31 protein-coding genes are annotated in these 23,947 nt (G+C 56.7%); 3 read left to right on the forward strand and 28 right to left on the reverse strand.

From position 1 onward, the window contains the following. Positions 1-44: 44 nt before the first annotated feature. From RB602_RS10785 to rpsB, 7 genes are all read right to left on the reverse strand, one after another. Complete coding sequence (locus tag RB602_RS10785; protein ID WP_317080579.1) at positions 45-1,211, reverse strand: 1-deoxy-D-xylulose-5-phosphate reductoisomerase; 1,167 nt, start codon at positions 1,209-1,211, stop codon at positions 45-47. After that, positions 1,208-1,933 carry a phosphatidate cytidylyltransferase gene (locus RB602_RS10790; RefSeq protein WP_317080580.1) on the reverse strand — a complete coding sequence of 242 codons (726 nt, stop codon included), beginning with the start codon at positions 1,931-1,933 and terminating at the stop codon, positions 1,208-1,210. The genes RB602_RS10785 and RB602_RS10790 overlap by 4 nt, the downstream gene beginning before the upstream one ends. Continuing rightward, on the reverse strand, positions 1,908-2,576 hold the full coding sequence (uppS, locus tag RB602_RS10795; protein WP_317084506.1) for a polyprenyl diphosphate synthase: 669 nt from the start codon (positions 2,574-2,576) through the stop codon (positions 1,908-1,910). Before uppS ends, RB602_RS10790 begins: the two co-directional genes overlap by 26 nt. A 176-nt stretch (positions 2,577-2,752) precedes the next feature. Next, a complete protein-coding gene (frr, locus tag RB602_RS10800; RefSeq protein WP_317080581.1) occupies positions 2,753-3,310 on the reverse strand; it encodes a ribosome recycling factor in 558 nt (185 codons plus the stop codon). 55 nt (positions 3,311-3,365) lie between these two features. Continuing rightward, positions 3,366-4,079, reverse strand: coding sequence for a UMP kinase (gene pyrH, locus RB602_RS10805; protein ID WP_317080582.1), 714 nt, complete (start codon positions 4,077-4,079; stop codon positions 3,366-3,368). Between the two features lie 253 nt (positions 4,080-4,332). Next, the gene (gene tsf / locus RB602_RS10810; RefSeq protein WP_317084508.1) at positions 4,333-5,259 is read right to left on the reverse strand and encodes a translation elongation factor Ts; all 927 of its coding nucleotides are present in this window, start codon (positions 5,257-5,259) and stop codon (positions 4,333-4,335) included. Between the two features lie 150 nt (positions 5,260-5,409). After that, on the reverse strand, positions 5,410-6,264 hold the full coding sequence (gene rpsB / locus RB602_RS10815) for a 30S ribosomal protein S2 (RefSeq protein ID WP_317080583.1): 855 nt from the start codon (positions 6,262-6,264) through the stop codon (positions 5,410-5,412). Positions 6,265-6,733: 469 nt separating this feature from the next. Here rpsB and RB602_RS10820 point away from each other — a divergent pair, with 469 nt between their 5' ends. Further along, positions 6,734-7,024, forward strand: a complete 291-nt coding sequence (locus RB602_RS10820; protein ID WP_317080584.1) for a hypothetical protein — start codon at positions 6,734-6,736, stop codon at positions 7,022-7,024. On the opposite strand, the gene RB602_RS10825 is transcribed toward RB602_RS10820, so the two are convergent. Both RB602_RS10825 and RB602_RS10830 read right to left on the reverse strand, forming a co-directional pair. Further along, positions 7,006-7,848, reverse strand: a complete 843-nt coding sequence (locus RB602_RS10825; protein ID WP_317080585.1) for a CDP-alcohol phosphatidyltransferase family protein — start codon at positions 7,846-7,848, stop codon at positions 7,006-7,008. The two genes, RB602_RS10820 and RB602_RS10825, sit on opposite strands and share 19 nt — an antisense overlap. 16 nt (positions 7,849-7,864) lie before the next feature. Continuing rightward, entirely contained in the window at positions 7,865-8,599 is a 735-nt protein-coding gene (locus tag RB602_RS10830) for a phosphatidylserine decarboxylase (RefSeq protein WP_317080586.1), read from the reverse strand. A gap of 181 nt (positions 8,600-8,780) precedes the next feature. On the opposite strand from RB602_RS10830, the gene RB602_RS10835 reads away from it, so the two are divergent. Next, complete coding sequence (locus tag RB602_RS10835) at positions 8,781-10,001, forward strand: NADP-dependent isocitrate dehydrogenase (RefSeq protein ID WP_317080587.1); 1,221 nt, start codon at positions 8,781-8,783, stop codon at positions 9,999-10,001. A 200-nt stretch (positions 10,002-10,201) separates the two neighbouring features. Further along, entirely contained in the window at positions 10,202-11,992 is a 1,791-nt protein-coding gene (locus tag RB602_RS10840) for a cation:proton antiporter domain-containing protein (protein ID WP_317080588.1), read from the forward strand. 444 nt (positions 11,993-12,436) lie between these two features. Here the strand turns inward: RB602_RS10840 and rimK are convergent, their stop codons facing one another. The 19 genes from rimK to rplP all read right to left on the reverse strand — a co-directional run bounded on the left by rimK (position 12,437) and on the right by rplP (position 23,933). Continuing rightward, positions 12,437-13,342 (reverse strand): 30S ribosomal protein S6--L-glutamate ligase, encoded by a 906-nt coding sequence (rimK, locus tag RB602_RS10845; protein WP_317080589.1) that lies wholly within the window; start codon positions 13,340-13,342, stop codon positions 12,437-12,439. After that, a complete protein-coding gene (locus RB602_RS10850) occupies positions 13,339-13,806 on the reverse strand; it encodes an ATP-dependent zinc protease family protein (protein WP_317080590.1) in 468 nt (155 codons plus the stop codon). Before RB602_RS10850 ends, rimK begins: the two co-directional genes overlap by 4 nt. Positions 13,807-13,882: 76 nt before the next feature. Further along, positions 13,883-15,238, reverse strand: coding sequence for an NADP-specific glutamate dehydrogenase (gene gdhA / locus RB602_RS10855; RefSeq protein ID WP_317080591.1), 1,356 nt, complete (start codon positions 15,236-15,238; stop codon positions 13,883-13,885). 158 nt (positions 15,239-15,396) lie between these two features. Beyond that, positions 15,397-16,044, reverse strand: coding sequence for a hypothetical protein (locus tag RB602_RS10860; RefSeq protein ID WP_317080592.1), 648 nt, complete (start codon positions 16,042-16,044; stop codon positions 15,397-15,399). 49 nt (positions 16,045-16,093) lie between these two features. Then, positions 16,094-16,741, reverse strand: a complete 648-nt coding sequence (locus RB602_RS10865; protein ID WP_317080593.1) for an adenylate kinase — start codon at positions 16,739-16,741, stop codon at positions 16,094-16,096. Between the two features lie 57 nt (positions 16,742-16,798). Then, complete coding sequence (gene secY / locus RB602_RS10870; protein ID WP_317080594.1) at positions 16,799-18,166, reverse strand: preprotein translocase subunit SecY; 1,368 nt, start codon at positions 18,164-18,166, stop codon at positions 16,799-16,801. 211 nt (positions 18,167-18,377) lie between these two features. Continuing rightward, on the reverse strand, positions 18,378-18,860 hold the full coding sequence (gene rplO / locus RB602_RS10875) for a 50S ribosomal protein L15 (protein ID WP_317080595.1): 483 nt from the start codon (positions 18,858-18,860) through the stop codon (positions 18,378-18,380). Positions 18,861-19,068: 208 nt separating this feature from the next. Continuing rightward, positions 19,069-19,254, reverse strand: coding sequence for a 50S ribosomal protein L30 (gene rpmD / locus RB602_RS10880; RefSeq protein ID WP_317080596.1), 186 nt, complete (start codon positions 19,252-19,254; stop codon positions 19,069-19,071). Positions 19,255-19,261: 7 nt separating this feature from the next. Continuing rightward, a complete protein-coding gene (gene rpsE / locus RB602_RS10885; RefSeq protein WP_317080597.1) occupies positions 19,262-20,023 on the reverse strand; it encodes a 30S ribosomal protein S5 in 762 nt (253 codons plus the stop codon). A gap of 3 nt (positions 20,024-20,026) precedes the next feature. After that, on the reverse strand, positions 20,027-20,377 hold the full coding sequence (gene rplR / locus RB602_RS10890; RefSeq protein ID WP_317080598.1) for a 50S ribosomal protein L18: 351 nt from the start codon (positions 20,375-20,377) through the stop codon (positions 20,027-20,029). Positions 20,378-20,380: 3 nt separating this feature from the next. After that, positions 20,381-20,914 (reverse strand): 50S ribosomal protein L6, encoded by a 534-nt coding sequence (gene rplF, locus RB602_RS10895; RefSeq protein WP_317080599.1) that lies wholly within the window; start codon positions 20,912-20,914, stop codon positions 20,381-20,383. A 2-nt stretch (positions 20,915-20,916) separates the two neighbouring features. Then, positions 20,917-21,312: a 30S ribosomal protein S8 gene (rpsH, locus tag RB602_RS10900; RefSeq protein ID WP_317080600.1), complete on the reverse strand. Its 396-nt coding sequence runs from the start codon at positions 21,310-21,312 to the stop codon at positions 20,917-20,919. An 11-nt stretch (positions 21,313-21,323) separates the two neighbouring features. Next, positions 21,324-21,629 carry a 30S ribosomal protein S14 gene (gene rpsN, locus RB602_RS10905; protein ID WP_317080601.1) on the reverse strand — a complete coding sequence of 102 codons (306 nt, stop codon included), beginning with the start codon at positions 21,627-21,629 and terminating at the stop codon, positions 21,324-21,326. Positions 21,630-21,682: 53 nt separating this feature from the next. Next, positions 21,683-22,258, reverse strand: a complete 576-nt coding sequence (rplE, locus tag RB602_RS10910) for a 50S ribosomal protein L5 (protein WP_317080602.1) — start codon at positions 22,256-22,258, stop codon at positions 21,683-21,685. Continuing rightward, on the reverse strand, positions 22,251-22,571 hold the full coding sequence (gene rplX, locus RB602_RS10915; RefSeq protein WP_317080603.1) for a 50S ribosomal protein L24: 321 nt from the start codon (positions 22,569-22,571) through the stop codon (positions 22,251-22,253). Before rplX ends, rplE begins: the two co-directional genes overlap by 8 nt. A 2-nt stretch (positions 22,572-22,573) precedes the next feature. Continuing rightward, complete coding sequence (gene rplN, locus RB602_RS10920) at positions 22,574-22,942, reverse strand: 50S ribosomal protein L14 (RefSeq protein ID WP_317080604.1); 369 nt, start codon at positions 22,940-22,942, stop codon at positions 22,574-22,576. Positions 22,943-23,003: 61 nt separating this feature from the next. After that, a complete protein-coding gene (gene rpsQ / locus RB602_RS10925; protein WP_317080605.1) occupies positions 23,004-23,273 on the reverse strand; it encodes a 30S ribosomal protein S17 in 270 nt (89 codons plus the stop codon). A 12-nt stretch (positions 23,274-23,285) separates the two neighbouring features. Next, positions 23,286-23,495 (reverse strand): 50S ribosomal protein L29, encoded by a 210-nt coding sequence (gene rpmC, locus RB602_RS10930; RefSeq protein WP_317080606.1) that lies wholly within the window; start codon positions 23,493-23,495, stop codon positions 23,286-23,288. Between the two features lie 6 nt (positions 23,496-23,501). Beyond that, positions 23,502-23,933, reverse strand: a complete 432-nt coding sequence (gene rplP / locus RB602_RS10935; RefSeq protein ID WP_317080607.1) for a 50S ribosomal protein L16 — start codon at positions 23,931-23,933, stop codon at positions 23,502-23,504. Positions 23,934-23,947 lie beyond the last annotated feature (14 nt).

The following is a 23,947-nucleotide window of genomic DNA, read 5'->3' on the forward strand; positions in this document are numbered from 1 at the left end:
TCGCATAAGCAAAAAGATGGAATGAAGTGCAACTGGCGCAAAATTTAGGCAGCAATAAGGTCAGTCCGTGCCGTAGCGGCCTTACGCGCCTCGCTGTCTATTGCCAGCACATCCTCTATGCTCGCCGGTGCTGCGCAGTCTAGGCTTTGCTGCACCTCATCCACAACCCGGGTAATGTCGAGAAAACCGATCTTGCGATCAAGAAACGCGGCGACCGCAATCTCATTCGCGGCATTGAGCATCGCAGGCCGCGCACCGCCAGCGGAAATTGCCGCGCGCGCCATTGCCGTTGCCGGGAAAGTCTCTTCATCGGGTGCCATAAAGTCTAGCTGGCCGATGGTGGCAAGATCGAGCGGAGCGCAATCTGTTTCCATCCGCTGCGGCCATGCAAGAGCGCTGGCAATCGGGATGCGCATATCGGGTGAACCCAGTTGTGCGATGGTCGAGCGGTCATGATATTCGACCATCGAGTGAATGACCGATTGGGGATGAACAAGTATCTCGATGTTATCGAGGCCCACCGGAAAAAGATAATGCGCTTCAATCAGTTCCAGGCCTTTGTTCATCATCGTTGCGGAGTCGACGCTGATCTTTGCACCCATATCCCAATTGGGATGCGCTACCGCCTGTTCAGGTGTCACCGATTGCAATTCATCGCGGGTGCGTCCGCGGAAAGGGCCACCGCTGGCGGTCAGGGTGATCTTGCGGACATCGTCTATACTGCTGCCGGCAAGGCTCTGAAAAATAGCATTATGCTCCGAATCGACCGGAAGGAGATGTGCGCCGCTCTTACCTGCAACATCGGTCATTAATGCGCCGGCAGAGACCAGAGATTCCTTGTTGGCCAGGCCAACGCACTTGCCGCGTTTCAGCGCAGCCATCGTAGGCGCAAGACCGGCGCAACCAACAATCGCTGCCATCGTCCAGTCAACTTCGCGATCTGCAGCGGACACCAGTGCGCCCTCTCCTGCCGCCACTTCGACTTGCGAACCCGCTAGCGCAGATTGCAGATCGCCCAGCTTGCTCTCATCGGCGACAACCGCGAGCTCGGCGCCAAACTCCTTTGCCAGCGCAGCCAATTGGTCGACATCACGATGCGCCGTCAGGACCTCGACGCGATAGGCATCGCGGTTGCTGCGAACCAGATCGAGCGTCGATGTGCCGACCGAGCCGGTTGCGCCGAAAATCGAAATAGTGCGTGCGCTGCTCACGATGCAAAATAACTCCAGATAAAGGTAATGTGCGTGAGGCCGATCACGAAGAAAACCGCCAACATGCCGTCAACCCGGTCAAAAACGCCGCCATGGCCGGGGATCAATGTGCCGCTGTCCTTCACCCCTGCCCGGCGCTTCATCCAGCTTTCAAACAGATCGCCCATTTGCGCTACTATCGCCATCAACGGACCACTGATCAGCGCGATGCGTAAAGACTGGCCATCGGTCAGGATATTATATCCGGTCCAGACAATCGTCGCCGCAATCATTGCGCCAATTAGACCGGCCCAAGTCTTGTTCGGGCTGATCCGTGGCGCGAGTTTAGCGCCGCCAATGGCTCGTCCGGCAAAATAGGCACCAACATCGGTGGCTATCACCACGCAGATCAGCATCAGCGCCTCCAGACCGCTTTCCTCTTTCAGCCGGAAAAAGGCCAAAGCTATCGCCGCCAGTCCGACATAGAAAATGCCAAACGCCATCCAGCGAAAACGCGCGCTGCCCGATTGTGCGAACTTATCGACCAGCGACCAGTATTCGACCAGCACAACGCCAGCGACCAGTGCGCACAACATCCAGAAGAGCAAGCCGCCCGCCCATAAGGCCAGTCCGGCAACGGCGACCATAACGATACCGGACAGCGCACGGACGCCGAGATCAGACGTCTTCTTTGTCGCAATACCCTCCTGCACAGTCTTACCGTCCACCAAATCTGCGGTCACGGCTGCGGAAGTCTTCCAATGCTTCGCGCAGATGCTCGGGGGTGAAATCAGGCCAGAGCGTGTCGGTGAAATATAGCTCGGCATAGGCCGATTGCCACAACAGGAAGTTGGAAAGGCGCCGCTCGCCCGAGGTGCGGATGATCAGGTCAAGCGGCGGTAATGCGGCCGTGTCCAAGGCTTCGCCGATATGCTCAACTGCAATTGCTTCGGCATCCACCTCACCATTGGCGACCTTTGCCGCCACGGTACGCGCCGCGCGGACAATCTCGTCTTGCCCGCCATAGTTGAGCGCCACCGCTAAAGAGGTGCCATCATTATCTTTGGTGCGCGTGAGTACGTCCTCAATCATTTCCACAATATCGGGGGCCAACGCACGATAATTGCCGATGACATGCAGCCGCACATTATTGCTGACAAATTCGTCAATATCGTTGCGGATATAGTGGCGCAGTAGCCCCATCAGGTCGCTGACTTCTTCCTCGGAACGCTTCCAGTTCTCCGAAGAAAAGGCATAAAGCGTCATCGCTTCCAGGCCGAGATCACGCGCGGCGCGCACTGTTTTGCGCACTGCCTCGACACCAGCACGATGCCCCATGGCGCGCGGCAAATGGCGCTTTTTGGCCCAGCGGCCATTGCCATCCATGATGATCGCGGCATGGCGTACACCGTAGTCCTGCCCCGACTGCCCTTCGGCATGGGCTGCCTTTTGCTGGTGCGTCGGCTCGGCTATTCTGACACTGCTGTCCAAGGCAGACCCGCCATGATGCGTATCATGGTTTTCCGGGCGGCTTTCGTCGCGACTATGTCCGCGACGATCGGTCACTGGGAGAGGATTTCTTTCTCTTTGTCGCTGGCGGCTTCATCGGCCTGGGCGATCATGCTGTCGGTCAGCTTCTGGACTTCATCTTCAAGCCGCTTACGCTCATCCTCACTGATTTCTTTTTTGTTTTCATCAGCTTTCAACGCATCCATGCCATCGCGTCTTACATTGCGAATGGCGATACGCGCCTTTTCAGCATATTGTCCAGCGAGCTTGGCGAGTTCCTTGCGTCGCTCTTCGGTAAGGTCCGGGATAGGCAGGCGGATCACTTGACCGTCAGCAATCGGGTTAAGCCCCAGACCAGCCGCACGAATAGCCTTTTCCACCGGCGTCATATTGCCCTTGTCCCACACCTGCACACTCAGCATACGCGGCTCTGGCACGCTGACGGTAGCCACCTGATTGAGTGGCATATTGGCGCCATAAACCTCTACCTGCACCGGATCGAGCAGCGCGACATTGGCACGGCCTGTCCGCAGACCGGACAGATCGCCTTTCAGCGCTTCAACGGCCCCATTCATGCGGCGCTCCAGATCAGCCTTGTCATATTTTGCCATATCGTTCGCTTTCTCAAATCATTCTTGTATGTGCGGCCGTTATTCGACGCCAGATTTATTCGACAACTGTCGCTACACCTTCGCCCGCCATCACCTTGGCCAGATTGCCCTGATCACGGATCGAGAAGACAACAATGGGTATGCCATTATCACGGCACAGCGCAACCGCACTGGCATCCATGACGCGCAAATCCTTGGCCAGAACATCGCTATAGGATACGCTGTCATAGCGTATTGCATCGGGATTGGTCTTGGGATCGCTGTCATACACACCATCGACACTGGTGCCCTTCAGCAGCGCATCGCACTGCATCTCCGCCGCACGCAAGGCGGCGCCGCTATCGGTGGTAAAGAATGGACTGCCCACACCAGCAGCGAAAATCACGATGCGACCTCTTTCCAGATGCCGCAGCGCACGGCGACGGATAACCGGCTCACATACCTGATCCATCTGGATGGCTGATTGCACACGGGTATCCACACCTAGCTGCTCCAGCGCGTTTTGCATCGCCAGCGCGTTCATCACGGTAGCCAGCATGCCCATATAATCGGCCTGCGCCCTGTCCATACCCTTGGCCGCGCCCGCCATGCCCCGGAAAATATTGCCGCCGCCAATGACAAGACAGATTTCATGACCGGCTTCTTTGGCTGCCTTCACTTCCAGCGCCATGCGCTGCACCGTTTCCGGATCAATGCCGAAATTGCCATCCCCCATCAGGGCTTCGCCCGAGAGTTTCAGCAGGATACGGTTGAAGCGCTTCTGGGTCATATGGGACTTTCTGGACCTGAATGAATGAGCGGCAGGTTTTGACTTCCATAGTCAGTGGCCACGCCCCTGCCAAGCGATTGATTGCAATATAGTCGTTTCTCGCGAAGGCCGCGAAGAGGCGAAGAGCGCGAAGGCTATAAAAAAGCCCTCTCCCCTTCAGGGGAGAGGGTTGGGAGAGGGGGCGTTCCGCAAGCGCTGCGTCTAGCTTACAGCCCCCTCCCTTAATCCCTCCCCTGAAGGGGAGGGAGACATTTTAGTTGCCCGCAGCAGCGGCTACTTCTGCGGCGAAATCGCTTTCTTCTTTCTCGATGCCTTCACCGAGCTGGTAGCGGACATAATCGACCAGTTCGATCGAGCCACCGGCTTCCTTGGCCGCAGCAGCGACGACGTCAGCGATCGGCGTCTTGTTGTCCATCACGAAGAGCTGGCTCAGAAGCGCATTTTCCTTGGCGAACTTCTTGACTGCACCTTCGACCATCTTCTCGACAATATTGTCCGGCTTGCCGGACTCAGCGGCCTTGTCGCGAGCAACAGCGCGCTCGCGCTCGAGAACTTCCTGATCGAGATCATCCGCAGTCAGCGCCAGCGGGAAGGCGGCAGCAATGTGCATCGCCAACTGGCGACCCAGCTCTTCCATCTTGTCGGTCGGCGCATCACCCTGCAGCGCAACCAGCACGCCGATCTTGCCGAGCATCGGGGCAACAGCATTGTGGATATAGGGAACAACAACGCCCTGGCTTACCGACACCATCTTGGCGCGGCGCAGCGACTGGTTCTCGCCAATGGTGGCGATGTTGTTGGTAAGCTTTTCCTCAACCGTGCCGCCGCCGGGATAGTCCAAGCCCTTGAGCGCATCCATGTCGGTTTCGCCATGTTCGAGCGCCAGACCGGTCACGGTGCGAACAAAATCCTGAAACTGCTCATTCTTGGCAACAAAGTCGGTCTCGCTGTTTACCTCAACTGCAACACCTTTGGTACCGTCGACAGCAACGCCAACCAGGCCTTCCGCCGCGGTACGGCTGGATTTCTTCTGCGCTGCAGCAAGACCCTTGGCACGCAGAAAATCAACGGCAGCCTCAATGTCGCCATTGGTTTCGGCCAGCGCCTTTTTGCAGTCCATCATGCCAGCGCCAGTGCGCTCACGCAGTTCTTTTACGGCAGCAGCGGTAATCGCCATGATCTATATCCTTCAGATTGTGTCATGCGGCCCAGATGGACCGTGAGATATGTTGCACTAAGAGAGTGCCCGCGCCTTAGCGGGCAACTATTGCAGTTTCGCGTAATGCGAGGCCGGAGCGGTGCGCAAAACACTCGCTCCGGTTTTGATCGCTTATTCAGCTTTGGCTGCTTCAGCTTCGGCCGGGGCTTCTGCTGCAGGCTCAGCTTCGGCTGGAGCCGCCTCAGCAGGTGCCGCTTCGGCTTCAGGTGCAGGCTCGGCAACGATCGCTTCAGCAGCCGGTTCAGCCGCTGCGCCCAGATCTTCGCCGCTGGCTGCCGCGGCATTGGCACCGCCCTGACTGGCCGCTGCCGCAATCGCATCGCAGTAAAGACGCACGGCACGGCTGGCATCATCATTGGCCGGAACCGGGAATGCGATATTCGTCGGATCGGTATTGGTGTCGAGGATTGCAATCACCGGAATGCCCAAAACATTGGCTTCCTTGATCGCCAGATCTTCCTTGTTCGCGTCAATCACGAACATGACATCGGGAATACCGCCCATATCGCGGATACCACCGAGTGACAGCTCCAGCTTGTCGCGCTCGCGGGTGAGCTGCAGGACTTCTTTCTTGGTGAAGCCCGAGGTGTCGCCGCCCAGCTGCTCTTCCAGCGACTTCAGACGCTTGATCGAGTTGGAAATGGTTTTCCAGTTGGTCAGCATGCCGCCGAGCCAGCGATGGTTGACGAAGTGCTGGCCGCAGGAACGGGCTGCTTCAGCAATAGGTTGCTGCGCCTGACGCTTAGTGCCAACGAACAGCACCTTGCCGCCTGCCTTGACGGTGGACGACACAAATTCAAGCGAGCGCGCGAAAAGCGGCACGGTCTGAGACAGGTCGATAATGTGGATGCCGTTGCGGGAGCCGAAAATATATGGCTTCATCCGCGGGTTCCAACGGTGGGTCTGGTGACCGAAATGGGCACCGGCTTCAATCAATTGCTGCATGGTGACGGTAGTATCCGCCATAAGTCTTCTCCTTCCGGTTGAACCTCTGATGTGCGGGTGACCGAACAGCTCGGCACCGGAATATGTTGCACATCATGTGGAATAGCCGCGCCCTTAAGCGCCTTTTACGGGAAAATCCAGCATTTTTTTGCGGCAAAATCCTCCCCATTCATGGGGAGGGGAACCGCCGAAGGTGGTGGAGGGGGCGAGCCGCTGCGCGCAGCGCAAGTGGATGTCCCCCTCCGTCAGCGCTACGCGCTGCCACCTCCCCGTGAACGGGAGGATCAATGGCAAACTTAAAGGACAAATCATTTAGCCCTTGACGAAGAGAACATGATGTGAACAATAGAGAACATTAATTGAACATAGTGATTCGTAACGTTTTACCGAATGTCACGAATTACTAGCAACAAGGGCCCTTAACCACAGGCTGTGGATAAACTGGAACAGATAATGCCCCAAGGCATCAGGAAGCGGACGGGATAGAGATATGGCAGGTTTTTTGATTGCAACATTTTTTACCGGATCACTGATTTTCGCGGCCTATGCTGTAATAGCAAGCTGGGCTGAACATGGTGCGGCGGTAAAGCGCACTTTAGCTGGCAATGATATTATGCCGCGCCCTGCCAATATATCGGTGCGCCATTATGCCCAACCTGTTGTGGCGCCGCTTGCCCCTGCCCTTAACGGTGAGGCAAATACTATCATCCCGGTCAATTTTCGCGATTATGCCACCATCGCCAATGACCCGCGGATGGATATTTATTCCGAAGCCGCCTGATCGATAGGTTCTTGGTCTTTTGTGGCCTGCCGTCTTTTCGCCTTGGCATAGCTTATGATGCCAAATGGGATGAGGCCAATATAGAATATGCTGATCCCGGTCAGTGTCCACCAAGGGGCTGTAATCGCCGCAGCGCCAACCAAGCCGACAAGCGCGATCGCTTCCAGCCTGATATTCCGCCGCAGCCGCAATGACGACCAACTGAACGTCGCAACATTTGAGATCATCAGAAACGCAATTAGGACTACCCAAGGGCCAACAATCCAGGTCTCGCGAAAAAGCGGATCATCGGTGATGAGCCAGAGATAAACCGGCAGAAATGCCAGACCTGCCCCTGCCGGGGACGGCACACCTGTGAGAAAGCCCGCTGATTTATGCGGCTGCTCATCAACATCAATCTGCGCGTTGAATCGCGCAAGTCGCAAGGCGCATCCTACAGCAATGGTCAAGGCAATGATCCAGCCAAATTTGGGCAAATCCTGTAAAGACCAGAGATAGAGCACCAGCGCAGGCGCGACACCAAAAGCAATAGAATCGCTCAGCGAATCCAGTTCGGCACCGAAACGGCTCTGCGCATTCATTAGCCGCGCGATACGGCCATCCATGCCATCGAGAACGCCCGCAACAACAATGGCTCCCACGGCCATCGCCCATTGCTCGGCGAAAGCAAAACGGATTGCGGTAAGGCCAAAGCACATGGCCAGCACCGTAACGCCATTGGGCACAACCGCGCGCAGGGACAAGCCACGCCGCCGCTGGAGCAGACGCAAGCGACGATCGCGCAAACGCGTCGACAATCGATCCGCAGGAGGTTTTTTCGCCATTAGCGCGATGCTGGCATTATTGACTGATGCCCGTCAACTGCGGTGCAGCGGCAATCTCGGCCATTACCGTTTCACCGGCAACTGTCCGCTGGCCTTTGACGACGCGCGGCAAGGTGCCCTTCGGCAGATAGATGTCTACACGGCTGCCGAAACGAATTAGCCCCACGCGCTGGCCAATGGCGACAACGTCACCATCCTTGACAAACGGTACAATCCGCCGCGCCACAAGCCCGGCAATCTGGGTAAAGCCGACACGCATCCCGTCATCACGCTCAATCAGGAAATGCTGCCGCTCATTATCCTCGCTCGCCTTGTCGAGATCGGCATTGAGAAACTTGCCCGGAATATAGACCACCCGCTTCACCGTGCCGCCAATCGGTGCACGATTAATATGGACATCAAACACACTCATAAAGATAGAGACACGCACCAGCGGGTCGTCCCCCAATCCATCCGGCCCGGCGATTTCGGCTGGCGGCACAACCTCCTGAATCAGGGTAATCAGACCATCAGCCGGGGCAGTGATGAGCTGCGGGTGATCAATCGTCACCCGCTTGGGATCACGGAAAAACGCCGCCACCCAAACGGTAATGCCAACCATCGGCCAAGCCAGGATATTCCAGCCCAAAAGAAAGAAGCCAAGAGCAATAGCTCCGGCAATAACCGCAAATTTGCGCCCTTCCGGATGCACGGGAGGGAAACGCCACTCGGTAAGACCATTGCCGCGATTATCGAGAATTTCATTTGCCATGGCTGCGCCATAATCACTGTTTCATGCGGTTACAACAGTCATTGATCCGCCTTATTGCAACCGATACGCAAATTCCACGCAGCGACAGTTGATAAATGGCGCGGCTTTGCTAAGAGGCGGGCACACGTCACATCCCCTCCCTAAAGACCCCTTTTAGGCTCTATTTTCAGGAAAGACACACATGGCAAAGATCAAGGTGAAAAACCCCGTCGTTGAAATTGACGGCGATGAAATGACGCGCATCATCTGGCAGTGGATCCGTGAACGCCTGATCGAGCCTTATCTCGATATCGACCTGAAATATTATGATTTGTCCGTCGAAAAGCGCGACGAGACCAATGACCGCATCACCGTGGATGCAGCCAATGCCATTCGCGAGCATGGCGTCGGCGTCAAATGCGCCACCATCACCCCGGATGAGGCGCGAGTTGAGGAATTTGACCTGAAAAAAATGTGGAAGTCGCCCAATGGCACGATCCGCAATATTCTCGGCGGCGTGGTGTTCCGCGAACCGATCGTCATCGACAATGTGCCGCGCCTGGTTCCTGGCTGGACTGATCCGATCGTTGTCGGTCGTCACGCTTTTGGTGACCAGTATAAAGCCACCGATTTCCGCGTGCCCGGCCCCGGCAAGCTGCGTCTGGTGTTTGAAGGTGAAGACGGCACCAATATTGATGAGGAAGTGTTTCAGTTCCCGTCATCGGGCGTCGCCATGGCGATGTATAATCTCGATGACTCGATCCGCGACTTTGCCCGCGCTTCGATGAACTACGGCCTTAATCGCGAATGGCCGGTCTATCTCTCGACCAAGAACACGATAATGAAAGCCTATGATGGCCGCTTCAAGGATCTCTTTGAGGAAGTTTTCGAGAGTGAATTCAAGGAACAGTTTGACAAAGCTGGCATCGAGTATCAGCACCGACTGATCGACGACATGGTCGCCTCGGCGCTGAAATGGAATGGCAAGTTCGTCTGGGCCTGTAAGAATTATGACGGCGATGTGCAGTCCGACACTGTGGCGCAGGGCTTTGGTTCACTCGGCCTGATGACCTCGGTACTTATGACGCCCGATGGCAAGACTGTGGAAGCCGAAGCGGCACATGGCACCGTCACCCGCCACTATCGGATGCACCAGCAGGGCAAGGCGACCTCGACCAACCCGATTGCGTCGATCTTCGCCTGGACCCGCGGCCTGATGTATCGCGGCAAGTTTGACGAGACCCCCGATGTGGTCCGCTTTGCCGAAACCCTTGAGCGCGTCTGCATTGAGACGGTGGAAAATGGCGATATGACCAAGGACCTCGCCATCCTGATCGGCCCCGATCAAAATTGGATGACGACAGGCCAGTTCTTCGAGGCGATTGTCCAGAATCTCGAGAAGGAAATGGGCAACTGGCAATAAGCCAATAGCCCTCTCACCTTCAGGGGAGAGGGAAGAGCCGCGAAGCGGCGAAGGGAGAGGGGGCGTTCCATAAGCGCTGCACAAGTTTACATCCCCCTCCCTTAATCCCTCCCCTGAAGGGGAGGGAGACATTATCTTTCTCCGCCCGCGCCCATACTTAAACATTTCACAAAATTGCACATTTGGGGCAAAACACTGCCATGGCAGGTGAATTGCAAATTGAAGGCATGTCCGAAGCGCTGGTTATTCTCGGCGCTGCGGGCATCGTTATTCCCGCCTTTGCCCGCTTTCGCATCACCCCGATTATCGGTTTCATCCTAGTCGGGATACTGGTCGGGCCATCAGGCTTGGGGAGCCTGACCGACGACTATCGCTGGCTCAGTTATGTCACTATTTCCGATACCGAACCGATTGCGCCCTTCGCCGAATTCGGCATCATATTACTGCTCTTCTCGATCGGGTTGGAGCTGTCTTTCAAGCGGCTCTGGGCGTTGCGCAAGCTGGTCTTTGGCGTGGGTGCGGCCGAACTGGTAATATCCGGCCTGCTGATCGCCATCGCGCTTAACCTCATCACGGCACAAAACTGGCAAGGTGCATTAGGCTTAGGTCTTGCCCTCGCCCTCTCCTCCACGGCTCTGGTTTTGCCCATGTCAGGCACCAGCTCGCCTGTGGGCAAGGCGGCGCTGGCGATGTTGCTGTTTGAGGATGTCGCGATTGTGCCGATCATCTTCCTGCTCGGCGCGATTGCGCCACAGGCTGCGGCGGATGGCGATGGCTGGACAGGCTTGGTCAATGTCCTGCTGGTCGGCACTTTCGTGATCATCGGCATGATGCTGCTCGGGCGGCTGCTTCTGCCGCAACTCTTCGCTCAGGCCGCGCGCACCAAGAGCCCCGAACTGTTTCTTGCGGCCAGCCTGTTGGTGGTGATTGTCGCCAGCCTTGCCACCGGTTCCATAGGTCTTTCCCCGATTGTCGGCGCGCTCTTGGCGGGGCTGCTGATCGCCGAAACCGAATATGTCGGTGAAGTCGAGGTCATAACCGCGCCGTTTAAAGGGCTCGCACTGGGCGTCTTCCTGATCACCGTGGGCATGAGCATCGACCTCAGGGTGATAGCGGAAAACTGGGACAGCCTGCTCTTTGCCGTGTGCGGTGTCGTACTGATCAAGGCAATGGTCACAGGATTGCTGCTTCGCTTTGCCGGTGCCGCCAGAGGCACGGCGACCGAAGCAGGCGTATTAATGGCCAGTCCGTCGGAAACCACATTGATCGTCCTCGCCGCTGCAGCAACGGCCAAGTTGATCAACCCCGAAACCGCGCAATTCTGGCAGATTGTCACCGCCATCGGCCTTACCATCACACCGCTATTGGCACGGCTTGGGCATGATATTGCCCGCCGGGTCGAACTGGCCACCAGCGAGGAGCCTGAGGCACAGGAAGGCAAAACTGCCGATCGCTCGGTGATTTTCGGCTTTGGTCGCGTCGGCGTCATGGTCGCCGACATGCTCGACAAGCATGAGCAGCCCTATATCGCCATCGACTCCAATATTGATATGGTAGCGCGTGGTCGGCGTAACGGCTATGATATTCTGTACGGTGATGTCTCACGCCCAGAGATTATTGACCGCTTGCAGCTCGGCCACGCACGCGCGCTGATTATCACGATGGATGAACCGGTACTGGCTGCGCGCATCGTCAAACGGGTACGCGGCTGGGTCCCAGAACTAACGATCATCGCCCGTGCACGTGACACCGATAATGCTGCCGAACTCTATCGTGCCGGGGCCAGTGTAGCGGTGCCGGAGACGCTGGAAAGCTCGCTGCAGATATCAGAGGCTGCACTGGTCGACCTCGGCATTGGCATGGGGCCAGTCCTCGCCTCCATCCACGAAAAACGCGATGAAATGCGTGACAAGATTATGGATGATGGCGAACTGGAAGAGAAACCCTTGCTGAAATCCACCACCCATCCAGCACGCCCCTATTCGCGCTGAACTTTTTTTGATCCCGTTCGCCTCGAGCATATTTTTGGTAAGCTGAAAATTTACTAAGGTCATCGCTATACGTGCTTTCGTCGGCCCCGCGCAGGCGGGGCCAGGGCTATAGAGTCGATTTCAGTCATGTTGAATCGTCATTGCGAGGAGCGAAGCGACGCGGCAATCCAGAGCAAGCGCGGGTTACCCTGGATTGCTTCGCTACGCTCGCAATGACGTGTTTCAATCTAAATGAAAAAGAGTCTAGTTTCACGCAAAGACGCAAAGACACGAAGATGTAGCGCAAATCAGAACCTTCTTTGCGCCTTCGCGTCTTTGCGTGAGTCAAAAAGAAAGCCTTGGCCCCGCCTGCGCGGGGCCGACGAGACAATGGCACTGTAAATAGAACAGAGATTCAGCGGATTTGATAGGTCCTCGCCCTAGATAGAAACCTACTAATGCAAACTATCCCCTGCCCTTGGTCTTGGTTCGGCCCGGTTTCGCCGTGGCCTCGATGAACTGGATAATCTTTCCGGCAATATCTTTCCCGGTGGCATGTTCGATACCTTCCAGCCCCGGCGAACTGTTTACCTCCATAATCACCGGGCCATGATTGGAACGCAGGATATCAACCCCTGCGACATTCAGTCCCATCACCTTGGCCGCACGCACGGCAGTGGAACGTTCTTCCGGGGTGATCTTTATCGGCTTGGCAGAGCCGCCGCGATGCAGATTGGAGCGGAAATCGCCTGCAGCCCCGGTGCGCATCATCGACGCCGCCACCTTGCCTCCAACCACCAATATGCGCAGGTCACTCGAACCCGCCTCTTTAATGAATTCCTGCACCAGGATGTTCACATTGGCGCCGCGGAATGCCTCGATCACCGATTTCGCCGATTTGTCGGTTTCCGCCAGAACCACGCCAATACCCTGTGTGCCCTCAGTCAGCTTGATCACAACCGGCGCACCCCCAACAATTTTCAACACCTCCTCGGTCTTTTTCGGATCATGCGCGAACGCCGTCACCGGCAGGCCAAGGCCATATTTGGCGAAAATCTGCATCGAGCGCAGCTTGTCCCGGCTGCGGCCAATAGCGACACTTTCATTGAGCGGCCAGACCCCCATCATCTCAAACTGGCGCAGCACGGCGAGGCCATATTGGGTGATGGAAGCGCCGATACGCGGAATCACCGCCTCAAAACCCGTCATGGGCTGGCCATCATAAAGGATGCTCGGCCGATGTGATGTGATGTTCATCGTGCAGCGCAGCGTATTGAGAATGTGTAGCTCATGCCCGCGTTGGTCGGCGGCTTCTACCAGACGCTGGTGCGAATAGAGATTGGGGTTTCGCGCCAGCATGGCGATTTTCATCGATCACTCTCCTCCGGCGGGCCCAGCATATAGCGTTTGCGGCAATTCACCAGAAACCCGCGGCGCAGCGCCCTGCGACCGATCAAAATGGGAAAGGTCATGCGGCCGCGATTCGCCAGTGTGAGATGCCCCAGCCAGTGGAGCTTACCAAGCTGCATGGTCGTTTCTATGACATAGCGAAATTCGCTCTGGCCATTGGAGCTTCTGACCTTGCGCATGGCATGTACCGGCGCGCGATAGCGTTTGGCGCGCTCGCCCTTATGCGCGCGAAACCAGAATTCGACATGCGGTTCGCCGTCCACCTCGACTGGCCTGATCCGGGTGGCATGGATCGAGGATGTCGCTGCACCGCTGTCAATCTTGGCTTTGATCCGCTCAAGACCGAGACCCGGCAGATCAACGCATTCGCACCAGCCAATATCCTGCGGCTTTTTCAGCTTTTTGCGCAGTTTGCGAGTTTTCATTAGGCAGCGCTAACATCGGCCCAGTGCACAAGCAAAGCGATAATCTCCCCTCCTCTTCAGAGGAGGGGCTTTATGGTTATACCACCCCATAAGCCAGCATCGCGTCGGCAACCTTTTTGAAGCCTGCGATATTGGCGCCTTTAACATAGTCGACATAGCCATCACCCTGATCGCCATATTCGACGCATTTGGCGTGGATGCCTTCCATCAACTCATTCAGCATCTGCCCCAGTCGTTCATGGTTCCAGCTAATGCGCTCGGCATTCTGACTCATCTCCAGACCGGAAACGGCGACGCCACCGGCATTGGCCGCTTTACCCGGGCCGTAGAGGATTTTTGCATCATGAAAGACGCGCACACCCTCGAGTGTCGTCGGCATATTCGCGCCTTCGGAAACCGCCCGTATGCCATTGTCGACCATTGTTTTGGCTTCGTCACCGCTGAGTTCATTCTGGGTTGCACATGGAAGCGCCAAATCCGCCTCCACGCCCCAGGGCCGTTCACCCTCATGATAACTCGCGCCGGAAAACTCCTCGGCATATTCACTGATCCGGCCGCGTTTGACGGTTTTGAGATGTTTCACCCAATCAATCTTTTCCTGATCAATCCCTTCGGGATCATGGATAAAGCCGCCACTATCAGAAAGGGTCAGCACCTTCCCTCCAAGCTGGGTTACCCTTTCGGCAGCATGGGTGGCGACATTGCCCGAACCGGAGATGATCACGGTTCTGCCCTCAACATCTTCCCCGGCATGGTTGAGCATATCCTGCAGAAAATACACCGCGCCATAGCCGGTGGCTTCAGGCCGCATTTGCGAGCCGCCATATTCTACGCCCTTGCCAGTCAGGACGCCCTCCCAGCGATTGGTGATCCGCTTATACTGGCCAAACATATAGCCAATTTCACGCGCACCAACCCCAATATCACCCGCAGGCACGTCCGTATCCGGGCCGATATGGCGATAAAGTTCGGTCATAAAGGACTGGCAGAAGCGCATCACCTCGCTGTCCGATTTGCCGCGCGGATTGAAATTTGCACCGCCCTTGCCACCGCCCATAGGAAGGCCGGTAAGCGAGTTCTTGAAGGTCTGCTCAAAGGCGAGGAATTTCAGAACGCTTTCGGTCACCGATGGGTGAAAACGGATGCCGCCCTTATAGGGGCCGATGGCATTGTTGTTTTGCACCCGCCAGCCACGCTGAACGCGGATATTGTGATTGTCATCTTCCCAGCAGACACGGAATGACACCACACGATCCGGTTCGGCAATACGCCGCAATATCTGCGCTTCGTGATATTCTTCCTTGTCGTCGATAAAGTCGAAAATATCCTGCGCAACTTCCTGCACAGCCTGAATAAATTCGGTCTGGCCCGGATTGCGCTTCTGCACACCGGCCATAAAAGTTTCGAGATCTACGTGATCGGATACTGCCATGGTCTGCCCCTCCTGCAAAATGCATGGTTTTGAGCGACCCTGATTTTGATACCTCTAAGCGAGTCGTCATGCTGTGACTCGCTGCACTATGCGGAAGATTAGCGTGTTTCGGTTAAATGGCTAGTATGGATTCGCCACTCGCACTTCGGCAAGTGCGACTATTCAGAATCGTCCGATGCTGGCGCTTCATCCTCGTCATCGGCGTCATCGGAAGTTTCATCCTCAGGAGAGGCTGCTTCCTCTTCACCATCACTCTCCGGCGCATCGACCACTGGTCCCAATGCCATAGAAAAACGTGACGCCTGTTCACCGATCACGCTATCCACCGCACCTGCGATAACGTCCTGCGGCAGGCGCATATAGCCGCCGACGACATATTCGAATTTCACTTTGGTTCCGGCATCGGTTGGGGCGAGAGTAACGGTCAAGGTGCCGTCCACCGCCTCGGATTGCAGCGGGCCCAATGCGCCTGTCATGCGCAGCATCTTGCCCGGTTGGATAAAGACAATGCGCATATGCTCGACGCTGCCGCGCAGGCCATCGGGTTCGTCTGCCGGGATCTGCTCGCAGAAACAGCCGGATGCCTGGCTGCCCATATAGAAATTAGACGCATCGCCGGTCCAGCTATGCTCTGCTGACCACCATTTATCCGGTGTGCGCAGCATCGCAAATGTCTCGTCGGGATCAGTCGAGACCTCGACCTCATGAGCAGTTACAAAGCCGAAAGCCTCAACGCTCTCTGGCTCGGCATAGGCTGGAAAGCCGGTTGCAGCAGCGATGGCCGCGATCAAAATGGCAAAACGCATGGGACTCCCCTCCCTGTCTCTTTATGCGGAGAGCCTAGGAAGTCGCGGCTCAGCTGTCGAGGACTTTGGCGATGGAGGCGCTGACGCTGTCCATATCAGCCATGCCATCGACCCGGCTGACAATGCCGCGCTCTTCATAGATCGGCAGAATCGGCGCGGTCTTGGCGCGATATTCTTCCATGCGGGTGCGCACGGTTTCTTCATTGTCATCGGGGCGGCGCTTGAATTCGGTGCTGCCGCAGCGATCACACACGCCCTCTACTTTGGGCAGCTTGTGCCGATCATGATAGCCCGCGCCACAATTTGCACAGGTGAAGCGGCCGGTGATACGATCGATCAGAGCGTCAACATCGACTTCCAACTCGACAACATGGTGCAGCGCGCGGCCGCGTTCTTCGAGAATCTCATCAAGCGAATGCGCCTGTGCGGCAGTACGCGGATAGCCGTCAAAGATAACGCCGGTGTCAGCATCCAGCGCATCGAGCGCATCGCCGATTAGCGCCGAGACAATATCGTCCGACACAAGTTCACCTGCATCCATAACCGCTTTGGCCTTCAGACCAACCGGCGTTTGCGCCTTCACCGCGGCGCGCAGCATATCGCCTGTCGACAATTGCACCATGCCGCGCTGTTCAACCAGCTTATGTGCCTGCGTACCCTTGCCTGCGCCCGGAGGCCCCAAAAGGATGATATTCACTTACCCTACCCCTATTTTGTGCAGCGATTATCAGTTTGGACGATCTGCAATTCTAACCTAGCGCAGTCGGCCTTTCAGTTTCGCCTTTTTAATCAGGTCGCCATATTGGTGCGCCAGCAAGTGGCTCTGGATCTGGGTCACGGTATCAACCGTCACATTCACCACAATGAGCAAGCTGGTGCCGCCCAGGAAGAAGAGCGGTATGCCAGTCTGCGCGATGACATATTCTGGCAGCACACAGACAAAGGCGAGATAGGCGGCACCGACCACGGTGATGCGCGTCAGCACATAATCGAGATAGGTGGCGGTGTTCTTGCCCGGACGGATGCCGGGGATGAAACCGCCATTGCGCTTGAGGTTATCTGCTGTCTCTTCCGGATTGAACACCACGGCGGTGTAGAAGAAGCAGAAGAAGATAATGCCGACGGCATAAAGCGTCATATAGACCGGCTGGCCATGTTGCAGCGTCGAGTTGAGCGTCTGCAGCACCGAACCCCAGGTTGTGCTGGTATCGACATTGTTACCGGCAAATTGGCTGATCGTCAGCGGCAGCAGCAGCAGCGATGACGCAAAGATCGGCGGGATCACACCAGCGGTGTTGACCTTGAGCGGCAGGTGCGAACGGTCCGCCTGCATGCCGCCACGCTGTTGCGCGCGTTTGGGATATTGGATCAGCACCCGGCGCTGAGCCCGCTCCATAAAGCAGATGAAGACGATCAGACCGACAATCATCACGATGATGCCAATGATCAGACCGGCAGAGATGGTACCTTCGCGGCCCTGTTGGAACATTTGCGACACAAATGTCGGCATCTGCGCGACAATACCGGCCATAATGATCAGCGAGATGCCGTTACCAATGCCGCGGCTGGTGATCTGTTCACCCAGCCACATCAGGAACATGGTGCCACCAACCAGCGAAATCACCGCGCCGATACGGAAGGTCAAGCCGGGATCAACCACGGCTTGCACACCGCTGGCAGAGGCAAAGGTCTCAAGTCCCGCAGCGATAAAATAGCCCTGCACCGCACACAGGCCCACAGTGCCATAGCGGGTATATTGGTTGAGCTTTTTGCGTCCGCTCTCGCCTTCCTTCTTGATCGCAGCGAGTGTCGGCGACAGGGCTGCCGCCAGCTGGACCACGATAGAGGCGGTGATGTACGGCATAACGCCGAGCGCGATCAGGCTCATGCGCTCGAGCGAACCGCCGGAAAAGGTGTTGAAGATATCCAGCACACCGCCCTGGGTTTGCGTCGCGAGCTGCGCCAATGCTGTCGGGTTGACACCCGGAAGCGGCACATAGCTGAGCAGGCGGAAAATCACCAAAGCGCCGATGGTGAACCAGATACGGTTGCGCAATTCGGTCGCTTGCGAGAATTTTGCCAGACTGAAAGAGCTGGCGATATTATCGGCACGTGTTGCCATGTTTCAAAACACCTTACAGATTACAGCTACACCCGATTGCATCGGTAAAAAGCTGATCATCATCAATTCGCTTCGCTTCTAGCCGCCCTGCCCCGAACTGTCGAGTTATCAGAGCCTCAAACCAAGGTTATTCACACCTCTATCGGCCAGAAAAGCAAAACCCCGCAACGCCATATCGGCATGCGGGGTCTGCTTGACAAGTCTTGATCGATTACTCGGCTTTGGCTTCAGGCTTGGCCGCGAGGATTTCCACATTGCCGCCGGCTTTTTCTACCGCAGCAACAGCCGCCTTGGATGCACCAGCGACAGCGAAACTCGCCTTAGTCTTCAGCTCACCCTTGGCCAGCAGACGCACGCCGTCCTTGCCACCGCGAGCCAGGCCAGCGGCCTTGAGTGCAGCATGATCGATCGTGCCTTTGGCATCGAGCTTCTTGGCGTCGATGAACTTCTGGATCATACCCAGATTGACTTCGGCAAAATCCTTGCCGAACGGATTATTGAAGCCACGCTTCGGCAAGCGCATGTGAAGCGGCATCTGGCCGCCTTCGAAGCCCTTGATTGCGACACCCGAACGGCTCTTCTGACCCTTTTGGCCACGACCACCGGTCTTGCCCTTGCCCGAACCGATACCGCGCCCGATGCGCATACGGCCTTTACGGGCACCTTCATTATCTTTGATTTCGTTCAGTTTCATTTTCTTGCACTCGCTTTATGCTTGGCCCGGAAAACCGGGGATTTCGCGCTAAAAATCTCTCCCTTTACGGGAGAGATACGAAGACTTACCGCCGAAGCCTTGGCGTAGGCGGTTAGTCGAAGTTGAGAGGGTCTTTCCCTCTCCAAGCTTTGCTAGTCGCTTCGCGACAAGCGTCGCTATCCTCTCCCGTAAAGGGAGAGGAATGTAATTATTCTACAATCTCAACCATGTGGCTGACGCTCTTGATCATGCCGCGCACGGAAGGGGTGTCTTCCAGCTCGACTGTCTTGTGCATCTTGTTGAGACCGAGACCGATCAGCGTCTTGCGCTGAACGTCCGGGCGGCGGATTGGCGAACCAGTCTGGCGCACCTTGATGGTTTTCTTAGCAGCCATTGCTCAATCACTCCGTAATTGCTTCAGCGTCAACCTTTGCTTCGGCTGCGCTGGCGCCGCCACGGCTCAGAAGGTCAGCAACCTTCTTGCCACGACGCTGTGCCACGGATTTGGGGCTGGTCTGGTCGCCCAGAGCCTCAAAGGTGGCGCGGATCATGTTATAGGGGTTGGAGGTGCCGACCGACTTGGTCACCACATCGGAAACGCCCAGGCTTTCAAACACGGCACGCATCGGGCCACCGGCAATGATACCGGTACCCGGAGGTGCGGTGCGAACGGTGACCTTGCCAGCACCGAAACGGCCCTTGCCGTCATGGTGCAGCGTGCGGCCTTCTTTCAGAGCCACACGGATCATCTTCTTCTTGGCAGCAGCGGTTGCCTTGGAGATCGCCTCAGGAACCTCGCGTGCTTTACCATGGCCGAAACCAACACGGCCCGAACCGTCACCGACGACGACCAGAGCAGCGAAACCGAAGCGCTTACCACCCTTAACCGTCTTGGAAACGCGGTTGATATGGACCAGCTTCTCGATCAGATCGTCGCCCTTGTCCTCATCGCGATTGCGACGGTCATTGCGACGACCACGGCCACCACCGCGTCCACCGCGGCCGTCACCGCGCGCATTACGGCCACCGCGCTTGTTTTCAGCAGGTGCAGCTTCCTGTGCAGCCTGTTCCGCAGGAGCAGCTTCAGCAGCAGGAGCCGCTTCGGTTGCCGGAGCGTCGTTGGTGTTTTCGACGGTTTCGTCTTTTTTTACTTCATCAGCCATCGCTTAAAACTCCAGTCCGCCTTCACGGGCAGCGTCAGCAAGCGCCTTTACCCGGCCATGATAGAGAAAACCGCCACGATCAAACACAACGGTGGTGACGCCCGCCTTTTTGGCAGCAGCGGCAATATCCTTGCCGACTTTGGCTGCGGCTTCACAGGTTGCGCCCGCATCCTTGCTGCCCTTGGTCAGCGAAGAGGCCGAAGCAACGGTCTTGCCCGCAGCATCGTCAATGATCTGGGCATAGATATGCCGACCGGTGCGGTGCACCGAGAGGCGCGCGCGGCCAGCGGCCTGTTTGCGCAGAGCGGTACGCACACGCTGGCGCCGCTTTTCGAATAGAGAAAGTTTCGCCATGGCTTACTTCTTCTTCCCTTCCTTGCGGAAAATATATTCGCCCTGATATTTGATACCCTTGCCCTTATAAGGCTCGGGCTTGCGCCAGCGGCGGATTTCTGCGGCCACCTGGCCGACTTTCTGTTTGTCCATGCCGGAGATCTCGACCGTGGTCTGATCCGGCGTCTTGATGTCGATGCCCTCAGGGATCGCAAAATCAACATCATGGCTGAAGCCGAGCTGCATGTTGAGCGTCTTGCCCTGCACCTTGGCACGATAGCCAACGCCGTTGATTTCCAGCGTCTTGGAGAAGCCTTCGGTCACACCGGTGACCAGGTTCTGAACCAGCGTGCGCTGCATGCCCCAAAATGCGCGGGCCTGCTTGCCGTTATTCGCTGGCTTCACGGCTACGCCGTCATCACCAATGCTATATTCAATCTGGTCCGAGAGCGGCAGCGTCAGCTCGCCCTTGGGGCCTTTGACCGACAGAATGCCATCAGCGATATTGGCGCTGACGCCTGCCGGAATGGCCACTGCCTTTTTACCAATACGGCTCATGATCAGAATACCTCCGCCAGAACCTCGCCACCGACATTCTGCTCGCGCGCTTCCGCGTCGGAGAGAACACCCTTGGGCGTGGATACGATGGTGATGCCCAGACCGTTGCGTACACGGGGCAGTTCCTGCGAACCGCTGTAAACCCGGCGACCCGGCTTGGACACGCGCGCCAGCGACTTGATCGCAGGCTCGCCCTCAAAATATTTCAGCTCGATACGCAGGCCCTTATGCTGGCCCAGCGCTTCCTCTGCATAGCCGCGAATATAGCCTTCGCGCTGCAGCACATCGAGAACACGGGCACGCAGCTTGGAAGACGGCGAGACAACGCTGTCCTTCTTGGCCTGCTGACCGTTGCGAATACGGGTGAGCATATCACCCAAAGGATCGGTAAATGCCATGATGCAAATCCTTACCAGCTGGACTTCGTTACGCCGGGGATCAGGCCCTTATTGGCCAGATCGCGCAGCTCGATACGGCACAGGCCGAACTTGCGATAATAACCGCGCGGACGACCGGTGGTGTTGCACCGGTTGCGAACGCGTGTCGGGTTACCATTGCGCGGAATTTCCGCCATCTTCAGGCGGGCCATCAGACGCTCGGTTTCGTCGAGCGAAGTGTCGGCCGCAATCGCCTTCAGCTTGGCATAGCGGTTGGCATATTTCTTCACCATCCGCTTGCGCTTCTCGTTTTTGTTAATCGAACTCAGTTTCGCCATGACTTAAGTTCACCTTTCTTGAGTAAAACTCTGGTGAAACAGCCGCTGCCCTATCAGGCCGCTTGCTGTTCCTCTTCTTGCGGGAACGGGAAGCCGAAGAGACGCAGCAATTCGCGGGCCTCATCGTCCGTCTTCGCAGTTGTGGTTACAATGATGTCCATGCCGCGAACGGTATCGATGGCATCATAGCTGATTTCCGGGAACACGATCTGCTCCTTCAGGCCCATGGCGTAGTTGCCACGGCCGTCAAAGCTCTTCGGGTTCAGTCCGCGAAAGTCACGAATGCGCGGCATTGCGATGGTGACGAAGCGATCAAGAAACTCATACATGCGTTCCTTGCGCAAAGTCACCTTGCAGCCGATCGGCATACCTTCGCGCAGCTTGAAGCCGGCGATGGATTTCTTTGCCTTTGTGATCACCGGCTTCTGACCGGAAATCAGTTCCATTTCAGCGGCAGCCGTTGCGACTTTCTTCTTGTCCTGGCTGGCTTCACCAACACCCATGTTGATCACGACCTTTTCGATACGTGGCACTTCCATCGGATTGGCATAGTTGAACTTTTCCTGCATCGCCTTGACGACCACATCGTCGTAACGCTGGCGCATGCGTGGCGTATACTTATCAGCCATCGATCGTCTCCCCGGACTTCACGGCCACACGGACCTTCTTGCCGTCCTTTTCTTCGATGCGAACGCGGGTTGGCTTGCCGCTCTTGGGATCGGCAACAGCAACCTTGGAAATCGCCATCGGTGCTTCATAGCGGTCAATACCACCCTGCGGGTTCTGCTGGGTCGGCTTGCGGTGACGCGCGATCATGTTGACGCCGGACACTACAACCTTGCCTTCCTTCGGCATTACCTGGGTGACGCTGCCGGTCTTGCCCTTGTCCTTGCCGGACAGGACGACGACATCATCGCCTTTTTTGATCTTTGCCATACCCATGGTCAGAGTACCTCCGGCGCGAGTGAAATGATTTTCATGTGCTTCTTGGCACGCAGCTCACGAACCACGGGGCCAAAAATACGCGTGCCGATCGGCTCGTCACTTTTGTTGACGAGCACAGCGGCATTGCTGTCAAAGCGGATGACGGTGCCGTCTGCACGACGAACGTCCTTGGCGGTGCGCACGATGACGGCACGGTGCACGTCACCCTTTTTCACCTTGCCGCGCGGTGCTGCTTCCTTCACCGAAACGACGATGATGTCACCGACGCTGGCAAAACGGCGCTTCGAGCCGCCGAGCACCTTAATGCACTGCACACGCTTGGCGCCGCTATTGTCCGCGACCTCAAGATTAGACTGCATCTGGATCATTGATCCGGTTCCTTCTTGTCTGGCTTGCCAGAACCTGTCTGGCAGTTCCTAAAAACGAAAATCAGGCGTTATCCTGTACGGCGATGTCCGGGGTTCCACCCACACGGTCGAGCACCTTCCAGGTCTTCAGCTTGGAAATCGGCCGTGTTTCCTCAATGCGGACAACCTCGCCCGCCTTGAAGGTGTTTTCCTCATCATGCGCGTGGTATTTTTTGGAGAGGCGGATGATCTTCCCGTACAGCGGGTGCTTCACCTTGCGCTCAACCTTTACCACGACGGTCTTGTCGGTCTTATCGGAGACCACCGTTCCTGTCAGAACACGTTTTGGCATAATATGTCTCCCTTAAGCCTGTGCTGCGCTGCGGGCGCGCTCGCCCTGAAGCGTTTTGATGCGCGCGATATTGCGACGCACGTCACGCATGCGCGACGGATTTTCCAGCTGGTTGGTCGCCGCCTGAAAGCGCAGGTTAAACGCTTCTTTTTTCAGCGCGGTCAGCTCATCAGCCAGCTGATCGTCGGTCTTGGTGCGCAGGTCTTCGAGTTGCTTGCTCATCTTAGCTTACCCTTCCAGGTGCGACGTGTCGCCGAGACGCGCCACGACCTTGGTCTTGATCGGCAGTTTCATGGCTGCACGCTCAAAAGCGACAGCGGCCAGCGGTCCGGGCACACCATCCAGTTCAAACAGGATGCGGCCAGGCTTTACCCGGGCGGCCCAATATTCGACCGAACCCTTACCTTTACCCTGACGGACTTCGGCAGGCTTTTTCGATACCGGCACATCAGGGAATACGCGAATCCATAGGCGTCCCTGACGCTTGATGTGACGCGTGATCGCACGACGCGCAGCTTCGATCTGGCGGGCGGTGATACGCTCGGGCTCCAGAGCCTTAAGGCCATAGGAACCAAAGTTCAGCGTGGTGCCGCCGGGAGCATTGCCCTTGATCTTGCCTTTAAAGGCCTTGCGGTATTTTGTTTTCTTCGGTTGCAGCATGATGCTTTATCCTA

Origin of the sequence: Parasphingorhabdus sp. SCSIO 66989 (assembly GCF_032852305.1) — a bacterium.
GTDB classification, from domain to species: Bacteria; Pseudomonadota; Alphaproteobacteria; order Sphingomonadales; family Sphingomonadaceae; genus Alterisphingorhabdus; species Alterisphingorhabdus coralli.

Coding starts and splice junctions, on each gene's coding strand:
- uppS (WP_317084506.1), bottom strand. CDS start 2,576: ATGGATGGCAATGGCCGCTGGGCCAAAAAGCGCCATTTGCCGCGCGCC.
- frr (WP_317080581.1), bottom strand. CDS start 3,310: ATGGCAAAATATGACAAGGCTGATCTGGAGCGCCGCATGAATGGGGCC.
- pyrH (WP_317080582.1), bottom strand. CDS start 4,079: ATGACCCAGAAGCGCTTCAACCGTATCCTGCTGAAACTCTCGGGCGAA.
- rpsB (WP_317080583.1), bottom strand. CDS start 6,264: ATGGCGGATACTACCGTCACCATGCAGCAATTGATTGAAGCCGGTGCC.
- RB602_RS10820 (WP_317080584.1), top strand. CDS start 6,734: ATGGCAGGTTTTTTGATTGCAACATTTTTTACCGGATCACTGATTTTC.
- RB602_RS10825 (WP_317080585.1), bottom strand. CDS start 7,848: ATGGCGAAAAAACCTCCTGCGGATCGATTGTCGACGCGTTTGCGCGAT.
- RB602_RS10830 (WP_317080586.1), bottom strand. CDS start 8,599: ATGGCAAATGAAATTCTCGATAATCGCGGCAATGGTCTTACCGAGTGG.
- RB602_RS10835 (WP_317080587.1), top strand. CDS start 8,781: ATGGCAAAGATCAAGGTGAAAAACCCCGTCGTTGAAATTGACGGCGAT.
- RB602_RS10840 (WP_317080588.1), top strand. CDS start 10,202: ATGGCAGGTGAATTGCAAATTGAAGGCATGTCCGAAGCGCTGGTTATT.
- rimK (WP_317080589.1), bottom strand. CDS start 13,342: ATGAAAATCGCCATGCTGGCGCGAAACCCCAATCTCTATTCGCACCAG.
- RB602_RS10850 (WP_317080590.1), bottom strand. CDS start 13,806: ATGAAAACTCGCAAACTGCGCAAAAAGCTGAAAAAGCCGCAGGATATT.
- gdhA (WP_317080591.1), bottom strand. CDS start 15,238: ATGGCAGTATCCGATCACGTAGATCTCGAAACTTTTATGGCCGGTGTG.
- RB602_RS10860 (WP_317080592.1), bottom strand. CDS start 16,044: ATGCGTTTTGCCATTTTGATCGCGGCCATCGCTGCTGCAACCGGCTTT.
- secY (WP_317080594.1), bottom strand. CDS start 18,166: ATGGCAACACGTGCCGATAATATCGCCAGCTCTTTCAGTCTGGCAAAA.
- rplO (WP_317080595.1), bottom strand. CDS start 18,860: ATGAAACTGAACGAAATCAAAGATAATGAAGGTGCCCGTAAAGGCCGT.
- rpmD (WP_317080596.1), bottom strand. CDS start 19,254: ATGGCTGCTAAGAAAACCATCAAGGTGCGCCAGACTGGTTCGCCAATC.
- rpsE (WP_317080597.1), bottom strand. CDS start 20,023: ATGGCTGATGAAGTAAAAAAAGACGAAACCGTCGAAAACACCAACGAC.
- rplR (WP_317080598.1), bottom strand. CDS start 20,377: ATGGCGAAACTTTCTCTATTCGAAAAGCGGCGCCAGCGTGTGCGTACC.
- rplF (WP_317080599.1), bottom strand. CDS start 20,914: ATGAGCCGTATTGGTAAAAAGGCAGTGGCCATTCCGGCAGGCGTCAGC.
- rpsH (WP_317080600.1), bottom strand. CDS start 21,312: ATGGCATTTACCGATCCTTTGGGTGATATGCTCACCCGTATTCGCAAC.
- rpsN (WP_317080601.1), bottom strand. CDS start 21,629: ATGGCGAAACTGAGTTCGATTAACAAAAACGAGAAGCGCAAGCGGATG.
- rplE (WP_317080602.1), bottom strand. CDS start 22,258: ATGGCTGATAAGTATACGCCACGCATGCGCCAGCGTTACGACGATGTG.
- rplX (WP_317080603.1), bottom strand. CDS start 22,571: ATGGGTATGGCAAAGATCAAAAAAGGCGATGATGTCGTCGTCCTGTCC.
- rplN (WP_317080604.1), bottom strand. CDS start 22,942: ATGATCCAGATGCAGTCTAATCTTGAGGTCGCGGACAATAGCGGCGCC.
- rpsQ (WP_317080605.1), bottom strand. CDS start 23,273: ATGCCAAAACGTGTTCTGACAGGAACGGTGGTCTCCGATAAGACCGAC.
- rpmC (WP_317080606.1), bottom strand. CDS start 23,495: ATGAGCAAGCAACTCGAAGACCTGCGCACCAAGACCGACGATCAGCTG.
- rplP (WP_317080607.1), bottom strand. CDS start 23,933: ATGCTGCAACCGAAGAAAACAAAATACCGCAAGGCCTTTAAAGGCAAG.